This is a genomic window from Bradyrhizobium sp. CCGB12, from assembly GCF_024199845.1.
Taxonomy (GTDB): domain Bacteria; phylum Pseudomonadota; class Alphaproteobacteria; order Rhizobiales; family Xanthobacteraceae; genus Bradyrhizobium.
This window is the reverse complement of sequence record NZ_JANADO010000001.1, coordinates 8636469-8651960: the sequence shown is the minus strand read 5'-3', so window position 1 is coordinate 8651960 and position 15492 is coordinate 8636469. Positions and strand designations below refer to the sequence as shown.

The following is a 15492-nucleotide window of genomic DNA, read 5'->3' as shown; positions in this document are numbered from 1 at the left end:
CATCTCACCGGGATATGGTCTCACCTTGCAAGCCGAGCCGGTTCGTCATCGACCAGGAGAACGGTTACAGTCATGCGGCCTGCTCAAGTCTTGTATCGATCTCCTGGCGCAGCGCCGCGAAGTCGATTGGTTTGGTCAACAGGTCGGCCGCGCCGTTCGCCAGCGCCTTGCGCCTGGTCTCGGCGTCACCGTAGGCCGTGATCATGATGACCGGAACATCGGGACGGGCCGAGCGCACGATAGGTAGCATCTCCAGCCCGCTCATTCCGGGCATGTTGATGTCGGACAGGATCAGGATCAGGGTGGCATCCTCAATCTCGACCGCGCGCTGCAAGGCCTCGGGTGCCGACGATGCAAACTCCATGAGAAAGCGACCGGCGCGCAGATCGCGTCGGAATTGCTGGCGGAACAGCGCCTCGACATCAGGCTCGTCGTCGACCACCATGATATAGACGCTCAATTTCTGCCTCCGGTCTGCCCTGGTGCCGCCAGCGTACGCGGCAGCGTAATGATGAACTCCGTATAATCGCCAGGCTCGGTATCGACCTCGATGCTGCCGCCGTGCTGCTTCACAATGATGTCGTGGCAGATTGAAAGGCCTAGACCGGTTCCTTCGCCCGCGGGCTTGGTTGTGAAGAATGGATTGAATATTTTCTCCCTCACGTCGACCGGGATCCCCGCGCCGTTGTCGCGAATCCGGATTTGGACGGAGCCGCCGAGATTTGTGGTCGTCGCCCACAGCCTTGGCTCGAAGCCGTCGCCGGCGGCGTCCCTTTGTTTGCTAGCCGCGTAGAAGCCATTTGAAACGAGGTTGAGGAACACCCGCGTGATTTCCTGCGGGTATAACTCGAGCGCCCCAGCAGACGGATCGAGATTCGTTTCAAGCGTGATATTGAAGCCTGCTTTTTCAGCGCGCGCCCCGTGATAAGCAAGGTTGAGACTTTCCTCGACGATGGCATTGATATCGGCCGAGCGGCGCTCGCCAGACCCCTCGCGCGAGTGCAGGAGCATGTTCTTGACAATGGAATCGGCGCGCGTTCCGTGTTGCACGATCTTTTCCAGGTTGCCTTGCAGCATGTGTATCAGCGCGTCGATGTCCTGCCTTGCTGTCTCGCCGAGTGCGACTGAGCGCAGCCCGTCACTGAGCTCGTCGATCAGTTCGGAGGAAATCGCAGCAAAATTATTGACGAAATTGAGCGGGTTCTTGATTTCATGTGCAATGCCGGCGGTGAGTTGCCCGAGCGAGGCAAGCTTCTCGGTCTGGATCAACCGATCCTGCGCATTTCGCAATTCCTCGAGCGATTGCGACAGTTCCATAGTGCGCTCGCGCAATTCATTCAGCAGGCGCGCATTCTCGATCGCGATCACGCCCTGGTGTGCGAAATTGGATACGAGCTCGATCTGCTTGTCTGTGAAGGGCTTCACTTCCTGACGAAAGATCGTGATGGTGCCAATCAGCTCATCTTCCCTAAGCATGGGCACGATGACGAGGGTCCTTGCGCCGGCAAGGTCGGCAAGCGCGCGAACATTCGCGTTGCCTTCGACGTAGGGTGGCTGAGTCCTGATATCGTCGATATGAACCGTCTGATGAGTTTTCTCGACGGTACCGAGCCCGCTTGCTGGATGTGGACGAATCCTCTGGTATAGCCGGGTGTCAACGTAGGCTTGCGGCGCGTTGTGCAGGGCGACCGTGCGAAAGCCGCCATCCTCGTAGAGATTCATGGTGCCGAAGCCAGCGCCGCAAATTCGCGTCGCATTCTCCAGCATCTTGTGGAAGACCGGGATCAATGCGCCCGATGAAGCGCTTATGATTTCCAGCACCTCCGACGTCGCCGTCTGTCGCTCCAGCGATTCGTTCAATTGCTCGAACAGACGGACGTTGCCGATGGCGATAACAGCCTGGTCTGCAAAGGTCTGAAGCAGGCTGATCTGCTTCTCGCCGAATGGGCGCACCTCCGTACGACGGAGCACGATCGCGCCCATGCTCTCGCCTTCGCGCAACAGCGGCACACTCAGAACGGTTCGAACGTTGGAACGGAGCGCGTATTCCCGTCCTGTCGGGAATTCCTTCCCTTCCGGCCCGAGCAGATCGTGCACATGAACGGTGCGACGGTCGATAATGGCCCGGCCGGAGGGTGACTTGACGCTGATCGATCGCCGGCTCCAAACCACGGGAACTTGTCCGTGGTGCGCCTGGACGACGATGTCGTCGCCATCCCTGAGGACGACCAGCGCATCATATGCCTCGCAAAGTCCGCATGCGCTTTCCACAATCGCCTTGAGCACCGGACCGACCTCGGTCGGCGAGGAAGCGATAACCCGCAGGATATTGGCGCTGCCGGTCTGGTAAGTCAGCGTCTCGGACAGATCTCGCGTCCTGGTTTGCAATTGTTCGAACAGCCGTACATTCTCGATCGCGATCACGGCCTGGTCGGCAAATGTGGCGACGAGCTCGATCTGCTTTTCCGTGAAGGGCTGCACGCGCCTGCGAGCGATCACGATCACGCCGATCGGCTCGTTCTCGCGCAGGAGGGGAACGCCGAGCGCCGTGCGCTGACCAGCCATGGTAATGGACTGGTGCAGGCCGTATTCGGGATCGGCAGCGACGTCGAGGATTTGCACCGGCCGGCGCTCGAGTACGGCCCGACCTGTGACCGTGCCCCGTCCGGGGCTAATCGGGTGGCCCCGCAAGAATTCGATGTATTCCTCGGAAAACCCGACCGCTGCGCCGGCCTGATATTCATCGCCCTCGCGGCGCATGATGAATGCCATCTCCGCTTCGCACAGCCGTGCCGCCGAATCGACCAGCGTGTTGAGCACGGACTGCAGATCGAAGGTCGAGCGGCTGATCACCTTCAGCACATCGGCAGTCGCAGTTTGCTGCTGGAGCGATTCGGCGAGATCGCGCGTTTTCGCCTGGACCTGATCGAACAGCCGGACATTCTCGATCGCGATCACGGCCTGATCGGCGAAAGTGGAGACCAGGTCGATCTGCTTGTCCGTGAACGAATTCACGGTCTTGCGGCCCAGGAACAGCACGCCGATCGTTTCTCCGGATCGAAGCAGGGGTACGCCGAGGAGGGTCCGATAGCCCCCGGCCCGCTGCTGCTCGGGATAGGCATATTCAGGATCGGCCACGACATCGAGGATCTGGACGGCTTTGCCGCACAGCAGGACGCGCCCGGCGACGCTGCCGCGTCCTGCAGTCAGTCGAATGCCCGCCGAGACCCTGGCCCACTCGGGCGAGAAATTGTACCGAGTTGCATGACAGTAGGCGCCGTCGGTGTCCTGCCGGACGATTGCCGCCATGTCGGCGCCGCTGAGCCCCGCCGCCGATTCCGTCAGCGTGTCGAGAACTGTTTGCAGATCGAACGCAGAGCGGCTGATGACCTTCAACACATCGGCGGTTGCCGTCTGCTGCTGCAGCGATTCTCGCAAGTCGTCGGTACGCGCCTGCACCTCATCGAACAGCCGCGCATTCTCGATGGCGATAACGGCCTGATCGGCAAAGGTCTGCAGAAGTTGCACATGATGTGGAGCAAAGGTCCCCGGCTCGACTCGCGTCACGCTGATCATGCCGATCACCACGTCACCGGTCGCGAGCGGAACGAACAACATGCTGCGAAAGCCGCGGGCGCGCGCGATGAATTTGATGTCGTTCGTCAGCGCTTCAGTATCGGGGGTCGGTACCACCTTACCCGCCTGTGTTCTTGCGAAACTCTCAAAATCGGCGATCGGCCGCGGAAACATTTTCTTCAAGGCCTCATCGGCGGCAGAGTTCGTCGGCGTGAATGCCGCCAAATGGGCAGTGCCGTCGATGAAGCGGAATACGGTTGTCGAAAAACCGCCGAGCAAGGCATTGGCCCGCCTCGCAATTGCATCGAATACCGGCTTCACCTCCGATGGCGAACTGGCGATGATCTTGAGAATATCCGCGGTGGCGCTCTCGCGAGCTTGTGCGGCGCGCAATTCGGCAAGCAGCCGCGCGTTCTCTTGCTGCAAATCCGCCACCACGTCCTGAGGAAGCGCGGCCATCATGAAAAATCCATGTCGCCAGCCGGTTCGGGGCCGACGTTAAAATCTGATCAAGAAAGCGTCGGGAATTATTCCACTCTCGGGTCTTTCCGACCAGACCTATCGTGAGTTGATTTTCAATCGGCTACGCGTCAACCCGCTGCTCGGAAACACCTCGCCAGGGATCGGCGCGGAGGTCGGGGCTGACGCGCACGGCGATCGTGTCCTTGGCGACGAGTTCGCCCGGACGAATACCGGCGCGCGCTGTAAAGTGCGTTTCTGAGACATCCGGAGAATCAGCGCATGGCGATCGTATTCATCACGGGCAGCGCGGACGGTCTTGGCCGGGCGGCGGCGCAATCGCTCCTTGATCAAGGGCATCGCGTGGTGCTGCACGCGCGTTCGGCCGATCGTGCCGCCGCGCTCGGCGAGCTCACCTCGCGTGCCGCGGGGTTGGTGGTCGGCGATCTCAGACGTGCCGCCGAGACGAGGAGCATCGCGGATCAGGTCAACGCGATCGGCCGCATGGATGCGATCATCCACAACGCCGGCGTCTACACGCGGCCGAGTCGTGGCTCGACACCGGAAGGCCATGCCGAGACTCTGGCCATCAACACGCTTGCGCCATTCATGCTGACGGCCCTGATCGAGCGGCCCGGCCGATTGGTGTATCTCAGCAGCGGATTGCACCGCGGCGGAGAGGGTTCGCTTACCGACCTCGATTGGACCAAGCGGGCCTGGGACTCGGCCAGGGCCTACGCCGAGAGCAAGCTGCACGTCGTCGCGCTGGCTTTCGCACTGGCGCGACGCTGGCCCAAGGTCCTGAGCAACGCCGTCGATCCCGGATGGGTACGCACGAAGATGGGTGGCGCGGGCGCCCCGGGCGATAAACACCGGAAAACGGACCCAGGCCTGGCTCGCGGTGAGCGAGGATTCCGCCGCCATGGTGGGCGGGCGCTACTGGCATCATCTGCGGCAGGAGGAGCCTGCCGGTGAGGCAACCAATCCGGAATTTCAGGACCAACTCATCGGCAAACTGAGCAAGCTGACGGGCGTTGAACTGCCGGAGGTCTAAGCTCGACGGGCGCACCGACCATTCGCTGGTCGCTTGTCGCTTCTCGCCCGTCCCTTCAAGCCTCCATTCGTCGTCATTGCGAGCGCAGCAGTCCTGAGTGCGTTCGCGGAGGCAGACTGGATTGCTTCGCAGCGCTCGCAATGACGAAGCAAGCTTCAATCCGCCGGAGCCGGCCGCCAGGCTGCGTAGAGACCGACGAGGGTCCCGATGGCGACCAGCCCGGCCGCCAGCATCACCTGCAATTGCCCATCATCGGTGGGGCCTACGGACGACACAAGTCTGGTCACGATGACGAACAGAACGCTCACGGACACCGCTGCACCCACACTGAGATGGGCGAGCTCTCGCGTCAGGTTGCGGCCGAGAAGTCCGAGTGCCGTGAAGTACATCGCGCAGGCGTTGGGATGAACGAACAAGGCAACGCGCGCATAAGGACCGTAGGCGTCGAACAAGGACTCACATCGGCTCAGCGCCGCTTTTGAGGCAACCCGCTGCAAGAACGGTCTGAAAAAACGAGCCTGTCCGTAACTTAAGACGGCGCCCGCGATGATGGCCAGCCACGCCACCATGAAAACGGAGAGATCCGCGGCCTTCGGATTGAGCGCCACCGACATCAAGATGAGGGCTGTTCCGGGAAAATAGCCAAAATACGGAAAGACCGACTCCAGCAGCACGCAGACGAACATGAAGGCCGGAAACCACGATGAACCGGTCGCATCCTGGACGATGGCGTTCAGGTCGAACAGGTTCGTCCTGTACAGGACGAGATACATGCACATCGCCAATCCGGCCAGCGCGTAAAACGGCCCCGCTCCCGACAGAAACCGTCTCATCCGACCATCGAGCTCGGTTTGGCGGACGCGGCGGAGACCATCGAGCTCTGCTTCCTTCGTGCTTCAGATACCATGGTCTCCGTTCCCGACAGCTGCAGCGCGATGGACATAGACTGAACCGGCTTTGCGCTTCAGCTGCCGTTGGCCCATGATCTTTCCGGATCATGCTTTAGGCGAATGAGGTTGCTTCTGTCGATAGCACCCTTTGCCGCGCAATCCTCGCCTCGCACTGGCCGCCTTTACGCGATCGACAGAATCTCGATCTCCTGCGCGCCCGACCCCACGACATCGCCGACCGCCTTCCCCATCAGCGACCTCGCGACCGGCGACACGAACGAGATCGATCCCGCCTTCGGATCGGCTTCGTCCTCGCCGACGATGCGATAGGTCTGCACGCGGCCGTCAGCGCGGCTGAAGGTGACGGTGCTGCCGAAGGCGACGGTATCGGTCGAGGTCGGATCGGGAACGACCTGCGCGGTGCGCAGGCGTTCGGTCAGATAACGGGCGTCGCGCAGCGGCACAGCCGATTGCCGGCGCTTCTCGTTGACGTCATCGATGGCTTGTGCGGTCTCATAGGCCTCGCGCGCTTCGGCAAGCTGCGTCTGCAACGCCTGCAAGCCCGTTTCGGTCACGAGGTTGGCATGAGGCGAGATCGGGCGATCCGGCAACAGCGTTTCAGACGCGGTTTCGGCACTCTCTTCCTTGGTGAAGGCGACGCTCAATTCGGTATCCTGTCCAACTCGGTTGGCGAAGGGCGATGCGTTCGCGCCGCGATTTCCGGGATCGCGCGCTGGACCACCGCCGGCGGTTGCCTCGAATTATATCTCAAGTTCGACGAAACGACGGAGCTTGAACACGAGGTCCGGCATGGCCTGGCGGAACCGGGTCGCATTCTGGAACGTGGTCGAGAACGGCGCGAAGGTGATCATGGCGTTCCAGTGCCTGTAACCGTAGACCGTGACCGAGGCGCCGGTCGCCGGAAAATTCTCCAGCTTGCGCAACTCGCCAAGCACGAGATCGGCAATCGCTTCCGCAGGCAGCAATTGCTTGCCATCTCGTGTGGTGGCTATTTTCGCAGGTGCCTCGGCCGGTTTTGTCTCGGCCGGCGGGGCATCGGGCTCGGACTCGGACTTGGCCTCTGACTCGGGCTCAGCCTTGGCTGACGCAGCCTCGAGGGCGGACGGCTCGACCGCCTCAACCCCATCTGTCGGCGCGGTCGGTGGAACCTCGCTGAGCGGCGGTGTAACGATTTCGGCGCGCTTGCTGCCTCCCAGAATGCTGGTGATCATGGCCACCAGGCCAGCATCCTTCCCGTCGTCAACCATCACTCCCCCCGGACTTTGGCCTAGTCTAGAGCATGATCGGTTCTGATTGAATCAGAACGGAGGCTCCAGATTCTTGTTTTGATGCGTTGTCTTGACGCGCACCAGCCGTGCCTGGATTGCACCGGCGACGCGACCGCTGATCGCGTCGCGCCGCCGCGCCATCCGCTACCGCTTATCGAACGGAATATATTGCTGGTACTGCTTGGGCACCGAGCTGCGGTAGCGCGCCGGGACGGTGCCGCTGTCGATCGAATGATCGATCTCCTGCTGCCGCGTCATCTTCTTCTTCGCCGGCTTCTTCGATGCGCTCTTCTTGGACGCGGTGGGCTGGCTGGAGGTGTCGGTGGTCGCAGCCGGTGCCGTTGTCGCAGCCGGCGCCGTTGTCGCGGCCGGTGCCGGCGTCGCGGCCGGCGCAGGGCTTGTCGCGGCAGGCGGAGCGGTTCCGTCGGCGGCGGGAGCGCTCTGCGCCAGAGCCAGCGGCGTTTGCATCACGAGCACCAACGCCGCCGCCGCAGCCAGCAAATATGACTTCTGCATCAGAACCTCCAAAATACCTGATCCGAATGAGGCAAGCCTAGTCCCACGGGATCGAGGCGTGCAAGTGCGGACAGAATAGGTTGGAACCCGCGCGCGAACTGTGGCCGGGATCACATTACCCGCTACCGGACATCGCTCGAGCTGGGGCGACGCAATACGTTCTACGCTCCGGCTCCAAGGCCAGTCTCCGTAAGGCGCGTTGCGAACCAGCGCGACTGCGGCTCATCGACGAGCCCGCTGACATAGATCTCCGACATCGTCACGTGATGCCTGTCCAGCACCAGCAGCGCGCCGATCCAGTAGGGAAACCAGACATGCACGTCGGTCAGCGCGCGCAGCTTGTGCTGGTCGTGCTCCAGCGGCGTGTGATTGCTCGCCTTGCGGATCTCGATAGTAAGCAGATTGTTCGGGATCTCACGCTGGTGCACGGCGACATCGGGATAGATCGACTTGCCGAGATGGTCGTCGGTCGAGATGATGGTGCCGTGCGGCAGATGCAGCGTGCGCTCGCCGAGCCGATCGTAATTGCAATCGACTGACCAGCCCGAGAACTGCTTCTCCAGATGCACGGCGAAGCGGTGCGTGATCGCGCGCTCGCCGACGTCCTTCTCGAACAGGAATGCTTCGTGCGCGTATAAGTCCCCGAGCGCCGCGATCACCTTGTTCAGCTCGGTCTGCATTTTGCCCCCGGCCTTCGGCGCCCGTTCCGATGTTCCTCTACATCTGGACTTCGATCAGGCGCGGCCCGGGCTCGGCGACGGCTTCGGCCAGCGCCTTGTTGAACTCGTCGGCATTGGTGACGGCGCGGCCGGGCACGCCCATGCCCTTCGCCAGCGCGACGAAATCCAGCGTCGGGCGGTCGAGCCGCAGCATGTCGTTGGCGCGCTGGCCGGGCTCGCCGGCGCCGACATTGTCGAACTCGCCGCGCAGGATCTGATAGATGCGGTTGGCGAACACGATGGTGACGATGTCGAGGTTCTCGCGGGCTTGCGTCCACAGCGACTGGATCGTGTACATCGCGCTGCCGTCGCCGACCATGGTGATCACCTTGCGATCCGGGCAGGCGATCGCAGCGCCGATCGACAGCGGCGTCGAGAAGCCGATCGAGCCGCCCATGTTCTGGAGCCAGTCGTGCGGGGCGGCCGCCGCCGTCGGCGGGAAGAAGCCGCGGCCGGTGGTCAGGGATTCGTCGACCATGATCGCGTTCTCAGGGATCGCACAGGCAATCGCCTGCGCGATCGAGGCGAAGGTGAGCGCGCCGGTCGGCTTGACCAGTTCAGCCAACGCCTGCGGCTTGACATCCTTGGCGCTGGCCTTCACCGCGCCGGCAAGGGCTTCGAGCGCCGCAACCGAGTTCTCGCCCCAGGAGGTCATGCGATGGACGTCGCACCCTTCGGGCTTGAGCATGCTCGGCTTGTTCGGATAGGCGAAGAACGCTACGGGATCGTCGGACTCGACCAGCACGATGTGACGGAATTTTGCCAGCATAGGCAGCGCGTTCTCGATGACGTAGTGGATGCGGTCGATCGAGAAACGGCCGCGGCCGCGCGCCATCTTGGGACGGAAGGTCGGGCCCATCACGGTGCAGCCGGTCTTGCCGGCGATGCGCTCGGTCAGCGCCAGGCCCTTCTCGCTGAGGGCGCTGCCGGTCATCAGCAGCAGCGTGCCCTCGCCGTCGCCGTGCAGGATCCTGGCGGCCTGCTCGACCGCCTTGGGGGAATAGCTCGCACGCTGCTGCTCGGCCGGAACCTCGGCGATGCCGTCGGCCTCGTTCCAGGCGGTGTCGGCGGGCAGGATCAGAGTCGCGATCTGCGGCGGGGCGCTTTTGGCAGCGGCGATCGCCGCGGCGCCGTCGGCGGCGACCGATTTGGAATCCGGCGAGGTGCGGACCCAGGACGACATCGGCCGGGCCAGGCCCTCGATGTCAGAGGTCAGCGGCGCGTTGTAGCCGATGTGGTAGACGGCGTGCTGGCCGACGATGTTGACGATGCCGGAATTGGCCTTCTTGGCGTTGTGCAGGTTGGCAAGGCCGTTGGCGAGGCCGGGGCCGAGATGCAGCAGCGTCGAGGCCGGCGTTCCCTTCATGCGGAAATAGCCGTCGGCAGCGCCGGTCACCACGCCTTCGAACAGGCCGAGCACGCAGCGCATGCCGGGCACGCGGTCGAGCGCTGCGACAAAATGCATCTCGGAGGTGCCGGGGTTGGTGAAGCAGACGTCCACCCCGCCCTTGACCATCGTCCGCACCAGGCTTTCCGCACCGTTCATCCCAAGGCTCCCGCGATCGGCATTGTCCAGATATCCGTTCGATCAATCATTGTTCGCGCGATCCGTCAAAGCAATAGCCGCCATCGCTGCCCTGCCCCGCGCGACGATGCGCCGGTTTGGCTAATTCTTTTCGGCAAATTGGCGGGGTTGCCGAATTGGTAACGCCGATCGCTGAGCATGGCCTCCCTCACGGGGCCGTGGCTTGCGAAATGCCCGCAAATATGGCCTGTGGCTTTCATTGAATCGATTTCTTGCTGGGGGAAACAATGATCCGGATTTTTGCCGCGCCGATGACCGCAATGGCGCTCTTGCTGGCTGGCGCGGCCGACGCATCCGCGGCGGGGATGATAGATTTCACGGGCACCAGCTCAACCGGCTTTCTCGGCGGCGGCGGCGCGAGCCCGATTCCCCGCTCCACCGTGATGTATCCGACCAATTACGCGCCCGGCACGATCGTGGTGAACACAGGCGAGCGCCGGCTCTATTTGGTGCTCCAGAACGGCCAGGCGCTGCGCTACGGCATCGGTGTCGGCCGCGACGGCTTCCGCTGGGGCGGGGTGCACAGGATCACCGCCAAGAAGGAATGGCCGGACTGGACGCCGCCGTCGCAGATGCTGGCCCGCCGGCCCGACCTGCCGCGCCACATGAAAGGCGGCATCGACAATCCGCTCGGCGCGCGCGCGATGTATCTGGGCTCGACGCTGTACCGCATCCACGGCTCCAACGAGCCTGAGACGATCGGCCAGGCCGTGTCCTCGGGCTGCTTCCGCATGACCAATGACGACGTCACCGACCTCTATGGCCGCGTCGGGGTCGGTACCACGGTCGTGGTGCTGAGGAACTAGCCGGCTGGCGACTGCGGCGGGAACCCGCAGGGCGCGTGAATTTGCGGACTTGTGCGCAGGCGGCGAATGCGGCAGCGTCGCACGACGATGAGCGCAATGAATCCGCCCTCGCTTGGCCTTCGCATTACCCTATTGGCGCTCGCTGCACTCACATCGGTGCCCGACACCGTGATCGCGGCTGCCGCGGGTGAATTGCCGGCGATCACGTCGCGTCAGCGCTCCGAGAGGAAGAGTTTTTCTGACGGCGAGATCGTCGAAGGCTTCCTGAAGACGGCGTTCGGCGCCGAATACCACCTCGCCGGCCGCGTCGACCGTATCCGCAAGTTCGACGGGCCGGTGCGCGTGTACGCCGAGAGCGATCGCGCCGATCGCAGGACGCAGCTTGCGAGGGTCGTGAGCGACATCGCCACGCGCGTGCAGCACCTCGACATCGCCATGACCGACACCAGCGAGGCCGCAAATGTGCGGGTCAAGCTCGTGCGCGACCGCGACCTCTACCGCACCCTCACCAGCTTCTACGGCGCCGAGAAAGCGCGCGAGATCCGCACCTCGCTCGATCCGCAATGCCTGTCCGGCTTCCGCAAGAACGACAATTTCGAGATCGAGCACTCCGACGTCATCCTCACCGTCGACAACGGCGATTTCGTCTTCCTCGACTGCGCCTATGAGGAGCTCTTGCAATCGCTCGGGCCGATCAACGACACCGCGAGCGTGCCCTGGACCATGTTCAACGACAACGTCTCGATGGGCTATTTCGACGTCTACGACCAGTACATCCTCAATTTGCTCTACGATCCCCGCATCAAGCCCGGCATGACGGTGGCGGAGGCCAAGGCGGTGCTTCCCGCCGTGCTCGCCGACGTGCGAGCGTGGGTGAAGCGCGTGAATCATCTGAAGGAGTGATCTCTTCCCTCTCCCCTTTGTAAGGGGAGAAGGAATTGGACCGAGATCTCGTCCTCACACCTTCCTTGCCTTTGTCATTAGAAACTGCTGGCGCATCACGTTGCTGCTGCCGTCGAAATATTCGGAGATCAACGCCTCGAACTCGCTGCGAAAGCCGCGCAGCTTGTCCGGCTCGTCCTTGTACTGGGCAACGAGCCTGATCAAGGGTCCGATCGTCGCTTCCATGGTGCGGCGGAAATGCTGCGGACTGAGCGCGGAGGGCGTCATGATGTCGACCTCGAAGGAGAGGTCCCTCGCCTTGCCCGCGAGGCGCTCGGCCACGATCTTCGGATCGCCCCACAACACCGGTGATGCCACGCCCTCGGGCGGCGGCAGGTGGCGGCCGACCAGGGCGAACATGCGTCCGACATAGAGATGCGGCGGCCAGGTGGAGAAGGCGATGGTGCCGCCGGGCTTCAGCACGCGCAGCATCTCGCCAATGGCCACATCCGGACGCGGCGCGAACATGTGGCCGAACTGGCTGAGTACCACGTCGAACTCGTTGTCCCCGTAGGGCAGGCTTTCGGCATCGCCCTGGGTGAAGCCGACATCGAGATTCATCAGCTCTGCGTGCTCGCGGGCCCGCTCGATCAGGACGGGCGACAGGTCGAGACCCCTCACCTTCGCACCGCGGCGCGCCGCCGTGATCGCGACGACGCCGGTGCCGCATCCAACGTCGAGAAGCCTCTGGCCAGCGGCAGCGCCGGCAAAGCTGACGAGCTTGGCGGCGGCCGGTGTGGTGAAGACCTCCATCGGTGTGAACAGCGACCAGGCTTCCTTCTGGATGGCCTTGAAACCTGCAAACGGATCCTGTGCGATCATGGAACTCTCCTTTGCTCAAGGTCGGTCTTCATGAGGCTGGCGGCGGACATCGAAGGTTCAACGCATTCCGGCAGGATCTCTTCTCGACCGCACGCGCCGCGCTCTCGCGGCGCGCGCGAACCCATCGCCCTATTGCACGAGATCGGCCACCGTCGTTGCGGCCTTCAGGCCGGTGCCGGTGAGCACCGCCACCGTGGTCTCGTTCGCCTTGATGGTGCCTGCGCCGGACAGTTTTTCCAGCGCCGCAGCCGCGCTGGCGCTGGTCGGCTCGGCGAACAATCCTTGCCGCGCGAGGCGCCGCAGGGCGGCGACGATCTCGTCCTCGGTGAGCGCGATGGTGCCGCCGCCACTCTCGCGCAAGGCGCCGATGATCTCGCGCAGACGCAGCGGGTTCTTGATGGCGGTGCCTTCGGCGATGGTCTTGTTCACGTCCCGCGTGACCGGCGTATCGACGCCGGCCCGAAAGCTCGCATCGATCGGCGAGCAATTCAGCGGCTGCGCCGCGAACAGCCGCGGCAGCTTCGATATCTGCCCGGCTTTCAGCAGCTCGCGGAAGCCGAAGGCGCAACCGAGCAGGCTGCTGCCGGCACCGACGGGAACGATGACGTTGTCGGGCGCGCGAAAGCCAAGGTCCTCCCAGATTTCATAGGCGAGCGACTTGGTGCCTTCGAGAAAGAACGGTTGCCAATTGTGGCTGGCATAAAACGTCCGGCTCGACTGGCGGATCGCCTCGGCCTCCGACTCCTCGCGCGGGCCTTCGACCAGCTGCACCGTCGCGCCGTAAGCACGCACCTGCGCGATCTTGGCCGGCGATGTCGAGGCCGGCGCAAGGATCTTCACGCGCATGCCGCCGGCGGCACCGAGGCCCGCCATGGACGAGCCGCCGTTGCCGGAAGAGTCTTCCAGGATGGCATCGACGCCGATCTGGCGCAGGAAGGACAGCATCACCGCCGAGCCGCGGTCCTTGAAGCTGCCGGTCGGGTTAAACCATTCGAGCTTGAAGAACGGGCGCAGCTCACCCCAGCTCTGCTGAACCAGCGGCGTGCAGCCTTCGCCCAGCGTGATCGGATTCTTGATCTCGACCGGCAGCGCCGCCCGATAGCGCCATAGCGAGCGCGTGCCGCGGTCGATATCGTCACGCGAGATCCCCGTTCCCGGTGTCACCAGCAGCGGCGTGCGCTCGTCCGAGCACCAGCGCGGCTGGTCGAGCGGATAGAGCTTGCCGTTACGGGGATCGATGTAGCTGGCGGTGGGCATGGCGTTCTCCGGGACAGAGCCGATCCGCCCGATATGTCCGAATATGCAGGTTTTATCCAGCCGCCTGTTTGGATGGCGCGGAGCCGCCCCTTCAAAAATTCAAACAATTACATAGATATAGGTTGCGTTTTGGCGTCGTTTACCGATCCGGACGGGCGCCGCAACGACCGCTGGCAGCCCCGCACGATTAACTTGTCTGTCGCCGAGGGCCGCTACAATATGTTGGATTGAGCTTGCGTCGCCGGGATCCTCGACTGGCAACGCGACCGAGCCAGGCCCGTCCCAGCGGCGGGCCATTGGCTTTTTGGGAGCCTGGACATGAGCCGCGCGAACCGTACCGACCACATCCGCCTGACCTCCCATCCGGAGCCGGGCCGGAAGGCCGCCTTCCCGATCCACTGGGGCGCCGCGGACGCCCGTGCCAGGGGGCCGATCATCGGCACGGTGTCACGCGCCGGGGATCGCAACGTGATCGGCAGCCATGGTGGCTCCTACGCGATGTACCGGGCGCTCGCGGTGTCCGCCGGCGCGCTCGATCCGATCAGGCGCCCCGATCTCACCAACACCTTTCCGGCCGCGACCATCGGCCCGTTCCCGCAGTGGAGTGATCCCGCAAAAATCGTCGCGCTGGATCCCTGGGGGCATCTCGTCGCGGAGAACTTTCGCCAGGAGATCGCCGAAGGCGCCGACATCCGCCCGAGCATCGCGGTGACGCGGGCGCGGCTCGACCTGCCGGAGATCCGCGAGGCGCTCGCCGCAAAGCGGCTGCGCGCCGACGGCGAGGTCGTGCATGCCAATGGCAGCGTGTCGGTCGTCAAGATCGCGATCGATCCGGTCTGGTACCTGCCCGGCCTCGCAGAGCGCTTCGGCACCAGCGAGACCGAGCTGCGACGCACACTGTTCGAGCAGACCGCCGGTATGTTCCCCGAGCTGGTGACGCGGCCGGACATGAAAGTGTTCTTGCCGCCGATCGGCGGCACCACCGTCTACATGTTCGGCGATGTGACAAAACTGCCGGACCATCGCACAAAAATCACTTGCCGCGTGCATGACGAGTGCAACGGCTCCGACGTGTTCGGGTCCGACATCTGCACCTGCCGGCCCTACCTGATCCACGGCATCGAGGAATCCGCGCGCGGCGCACAGGAGGGCGGGCTCGGGCTCGTCGTCTACAACCGCAAGGAAGGCCGCGCGCTCGGCGAGGTCACGAAATTCCTGGTCTACAACGCCCGCAAACGACAGGAGGACGGCGACGCGGCCGCGGCCTATTTCGAGCGCACCGAATGCGTCGCCGGTGTCCAGGACGCGCGCTTCCAGCAATTGATGCCCGACACCATCCACTGGCTCGGATTGACCCGCATCGACCGCTTCCTGTCGATGAGCGACATGAAATACGACGCGCTGACCTCTCAGGGCATCGACATCGTCGAGCGCGTGCCGATCCCGCCGGAGCTGATCCCCGCCGACGCCTATGTCGAGATCGCCGCGAAGAAGGCGGCCGGCTATTACTCGACCGACATCGCGCCGGAGAAGGATGTGGGCGGCGTGGTCGGACGTTCGCTGGAAAAATACTGATC

The 15492-nt window shown here is 63.6% G+C and carries 13 protein-coding genes and 1 pseudogene; 4 read left to right on the top strand and 10 right to left on the bottom strand.

The window, feature by feature from the left end; translation table 11 throughout:
• Positions 1-70: 70 nt before the first annotated feature.
• Together NLM27_RS39805 and NLM27_RS39800 are read right to left on the bottom strand one after the other, a co-directional pair.
• Entirely contained in the window at positions 71-460 is a 390-nt protein-coding gene (locus NLM27_RS39805; protein ID WP_254148457.1) for a response regulator, read from the bottom strand.
• Positions 457-4035, bottom strand: coding sequence for a GAF domain-containing protein (locus NLM27_RS39800; RefSeq protein WP_375142332.1), 3579 nt, complete (start codon positions 4033-4035; stop codon positions 457-459). The genes NLM27_RS39805 and NLM27_RS39800 overlap by 4 nt, the downstream gene beginning before the upstream one ends.
• Before the next feature lie 282 nt (positions 4036-4317).
• On the opposite strand from NLM27_RS39800, the pseudogene NLM27_RS39790 reads away from it, so the two are divergent.
• A pseudogene (locus NLM27_RS39790) lies at positions 4318-5089 on the top strand (SDR family NAD(P)-dependent oxidoreductase).
• Between the two features lie 155 nt (positions 5090-5244).
• Here NLM27_RS39790 and NLM27_RS39785 read toward each other — a convergent pair.
• The 6 genes from NLM27_RS39785 to NLM27_RS39760 form a co-directional block, all read right to left on the bottom strand.
• A complete protein-coding gene (locus tag NLM27_RS39785) occupies positions 5245-5922 on the bottom strand; it encodes a hypothetical protein (protein ID WP_254148456.1) in 678 nt (225 codons plus the stop codon).
• Positions 5923-6161: 239 nt separating this feature from the next.
• Positions 6162-6644, bottom strand: a complete 483-nt coding sequence (greA, locus tag NLM27_RS39780; RefSeq protein WP_254148455.1) for a transcription elongation factor GreA — start codon at positions 6642-6644, stop codon at positions 6162-6164.
• 96 nt (positions 6645-6740) lie between these two features.
• A complete protein-coding gene (locus tag NLM27_RS39775) occupies positions 6741-7247 on the bottom strand; it encodes a hypothetical protein (protein WP_254148454.1) in 507 nt (168 codons plus the stop codon).
• A 165-nt stretch (positions 7248-7412) separates the two neighbouring features.
• Complete coding sequence (locus NLM27_RS39770; protein ID WP_254148453.1) at positions 7413-7784, bottom strand: hypothetical protein; 372 nt, start codon at positions 7782-7784, stop codon at positions 7413-7415.
• 161 nt (positions 7785-7945) lie between these two features.
• Complete coding sequence (locus NLM27_RS39765; RefSeq protein WP_254148452.1) at positions 7946-8464, bottom strand: hypothetical protein; 519 nt, start codon at positions 8462-8464, stop codon at positions 7946-7948.
• A 37-nt stretch (positions 8465-8501) separates the two neighbouring features.
• On the bottom strand, positions 8502-10049 hold the full coding sequence (locus tag NLM27_RS39760) for an acetolactate synthase large subunit (RefSeq protein WP_254148451.1): 1548 nt from the start codon (positions 10047-10049) through the stop codon (positions 8502-8504).
• Between the two features lie 266 nt (positions 10050-10315).
• Between NLM27_RS39760 and NLM27_RS39755 the strand changes: the two genes are divergently transcribed.
• Complete coding sequence (locus NLM27_RS39755; protein WP_254148450.1) at positions 10316-10894, top strand: L,D-transpeptidase; 579 nt, start codon at positions 10316-10318, stop codon at positions 10892-10894.
• Positions 10895-10981: 87 nt separating this feature from the next.
• Entirely contained in the window at positions 10982-11797 is an 816-nt protein-coding gene (locus NLM27_RS39750; RefSeq protein WP_254149040.1) for a DUF2927 domain-containing protein, read from the top strand.
• Between the two features lie 54 nt (positions 11798-11851).
• Here the strand turns inward: NLM27_RS39750 and NLM27_RS39745 are convergent, their stop codons facing one another.
• Both NLM27_RS39745 and NLM27_RS39740 read right to left on the bottom strand, forming a co-directional pair.
• Positions 11852-12658: a class I SAM-dependent methyltransferase gene (locus NLM27_RS39745; RefSeq protein ID WP_254148449.1), complete on the bottom strand. Its 807-nt coding sequence runs from the start codon at positions 12656-12658 to the stop codon at positions 11852-11854.
• 129 nt (positions 12659-12787) lie between these two features.
• Complete coding sequence (locus tag NLM27_RS39740; RefSeq protein WP_254148448.1) at positions 12788-13915, bottom strand: threonine synthase; 1128 nt, start codon at positions 13913-13915, stop codon at positions 12788-12790.
• Positions 13916-14233: 318 nt separating this feature from the next.
• Here NLM27_RS39740 and NLM27_RS39735 point away from each other — a divergent pair, with 318 nt between their 5' ends.
• Positions 14234-15490, top strand: coding sequence for a GTP cyclohydrolase II (locus NLM27_RS39735; RefSeq protein WP_254148447.1), 1257 nt, complete (start codon positions 14234-14236; stop codon positions 15488-15490).
• The last annotated feature ends 2 nt before the right edge of the window (positions 15491-15492 follow it).

Bases quoted from the DNA above. Each gene is read 5' to 3' on its own strand.
- NLM27_RS39800 (WP_375142332.1), bottom strand. From the start codon at position 4,035: ATGGCCGCGCTTCCTCAGGACGTGGTGGCGGATTTGCAGCAAGAGAAC.
- NLM27_RS39785 (WP_254148456.1), bottom strand. From the start codon at position 5,922: ATGAGACGGTTTCTGTCGGGAGCGGGGCCGTTTTACGCGCTGGCCGGA.
- NLM27_RS39775 (WP_254148454.1), bottom strand. From the start codon at position 7,247: ATGGTTGACGACGGGAAGGATGCTGGCCTGGTGGCCATGATCACCAGC.
- NLM27_RS39770 (WP_254148453.1), bottom strand. From the start codon at position 7,784: ATGCAGAAGTCATATTTGCTGGCTGCGGCGGCGGCGTTGGTGCTCGTG.
- NLM27_RS39765 (WP_254148452.1), bottom strand. From the start codon at position 8,464: ATGCAGACCGAGCTGAACAAGGTGATCGCGGCGCTCGGGGACTTATAC.
- NLM27_RS39760 (WP_254148451.1), bottom strand. From the start codon at position 10,049: ATGAACGGTGCGGAAAGCCTGGTGCGGACGATGGTCAAGGGCGGGGTG.
- NLM27_RS39755 (WP_254148450.1), top strand. From the start codon at position 10,316: ATGATCCGGATTTTTGCCGCGCCGATGACCGCAATGGCGCTCTTGCTG.
- NLM27_RS39750 (WP_254149040.1), top strand. From the start codon at position 10,982: ATGAGCGCAATGAATCCGCCCTCGCTTGGCCTTCGCATTACCCTATTG.
- NLM27_RS39745 (WP_254148449.1), bottom strand. From the start codon at position 12,658: ATGATCGCACAGGATCCGTTTGCAGGTTTCAAGGCCATCCAGAAGGAA.
- NLM27_RS39740 (WP_254148448.1), bottom strand. From the start codon at position 13,915: ATGCCCACCGCCAGCTACATCGATCCCCGTAACGGCAAGCTCTATCCG.
- NLM27_RS39735 (WP_254148447.1), top strand. From the start codon at position 14,234: ATGAGCCGCGCGAACCGTACCGACCACATCCGCCTGACCTCCCATCCG.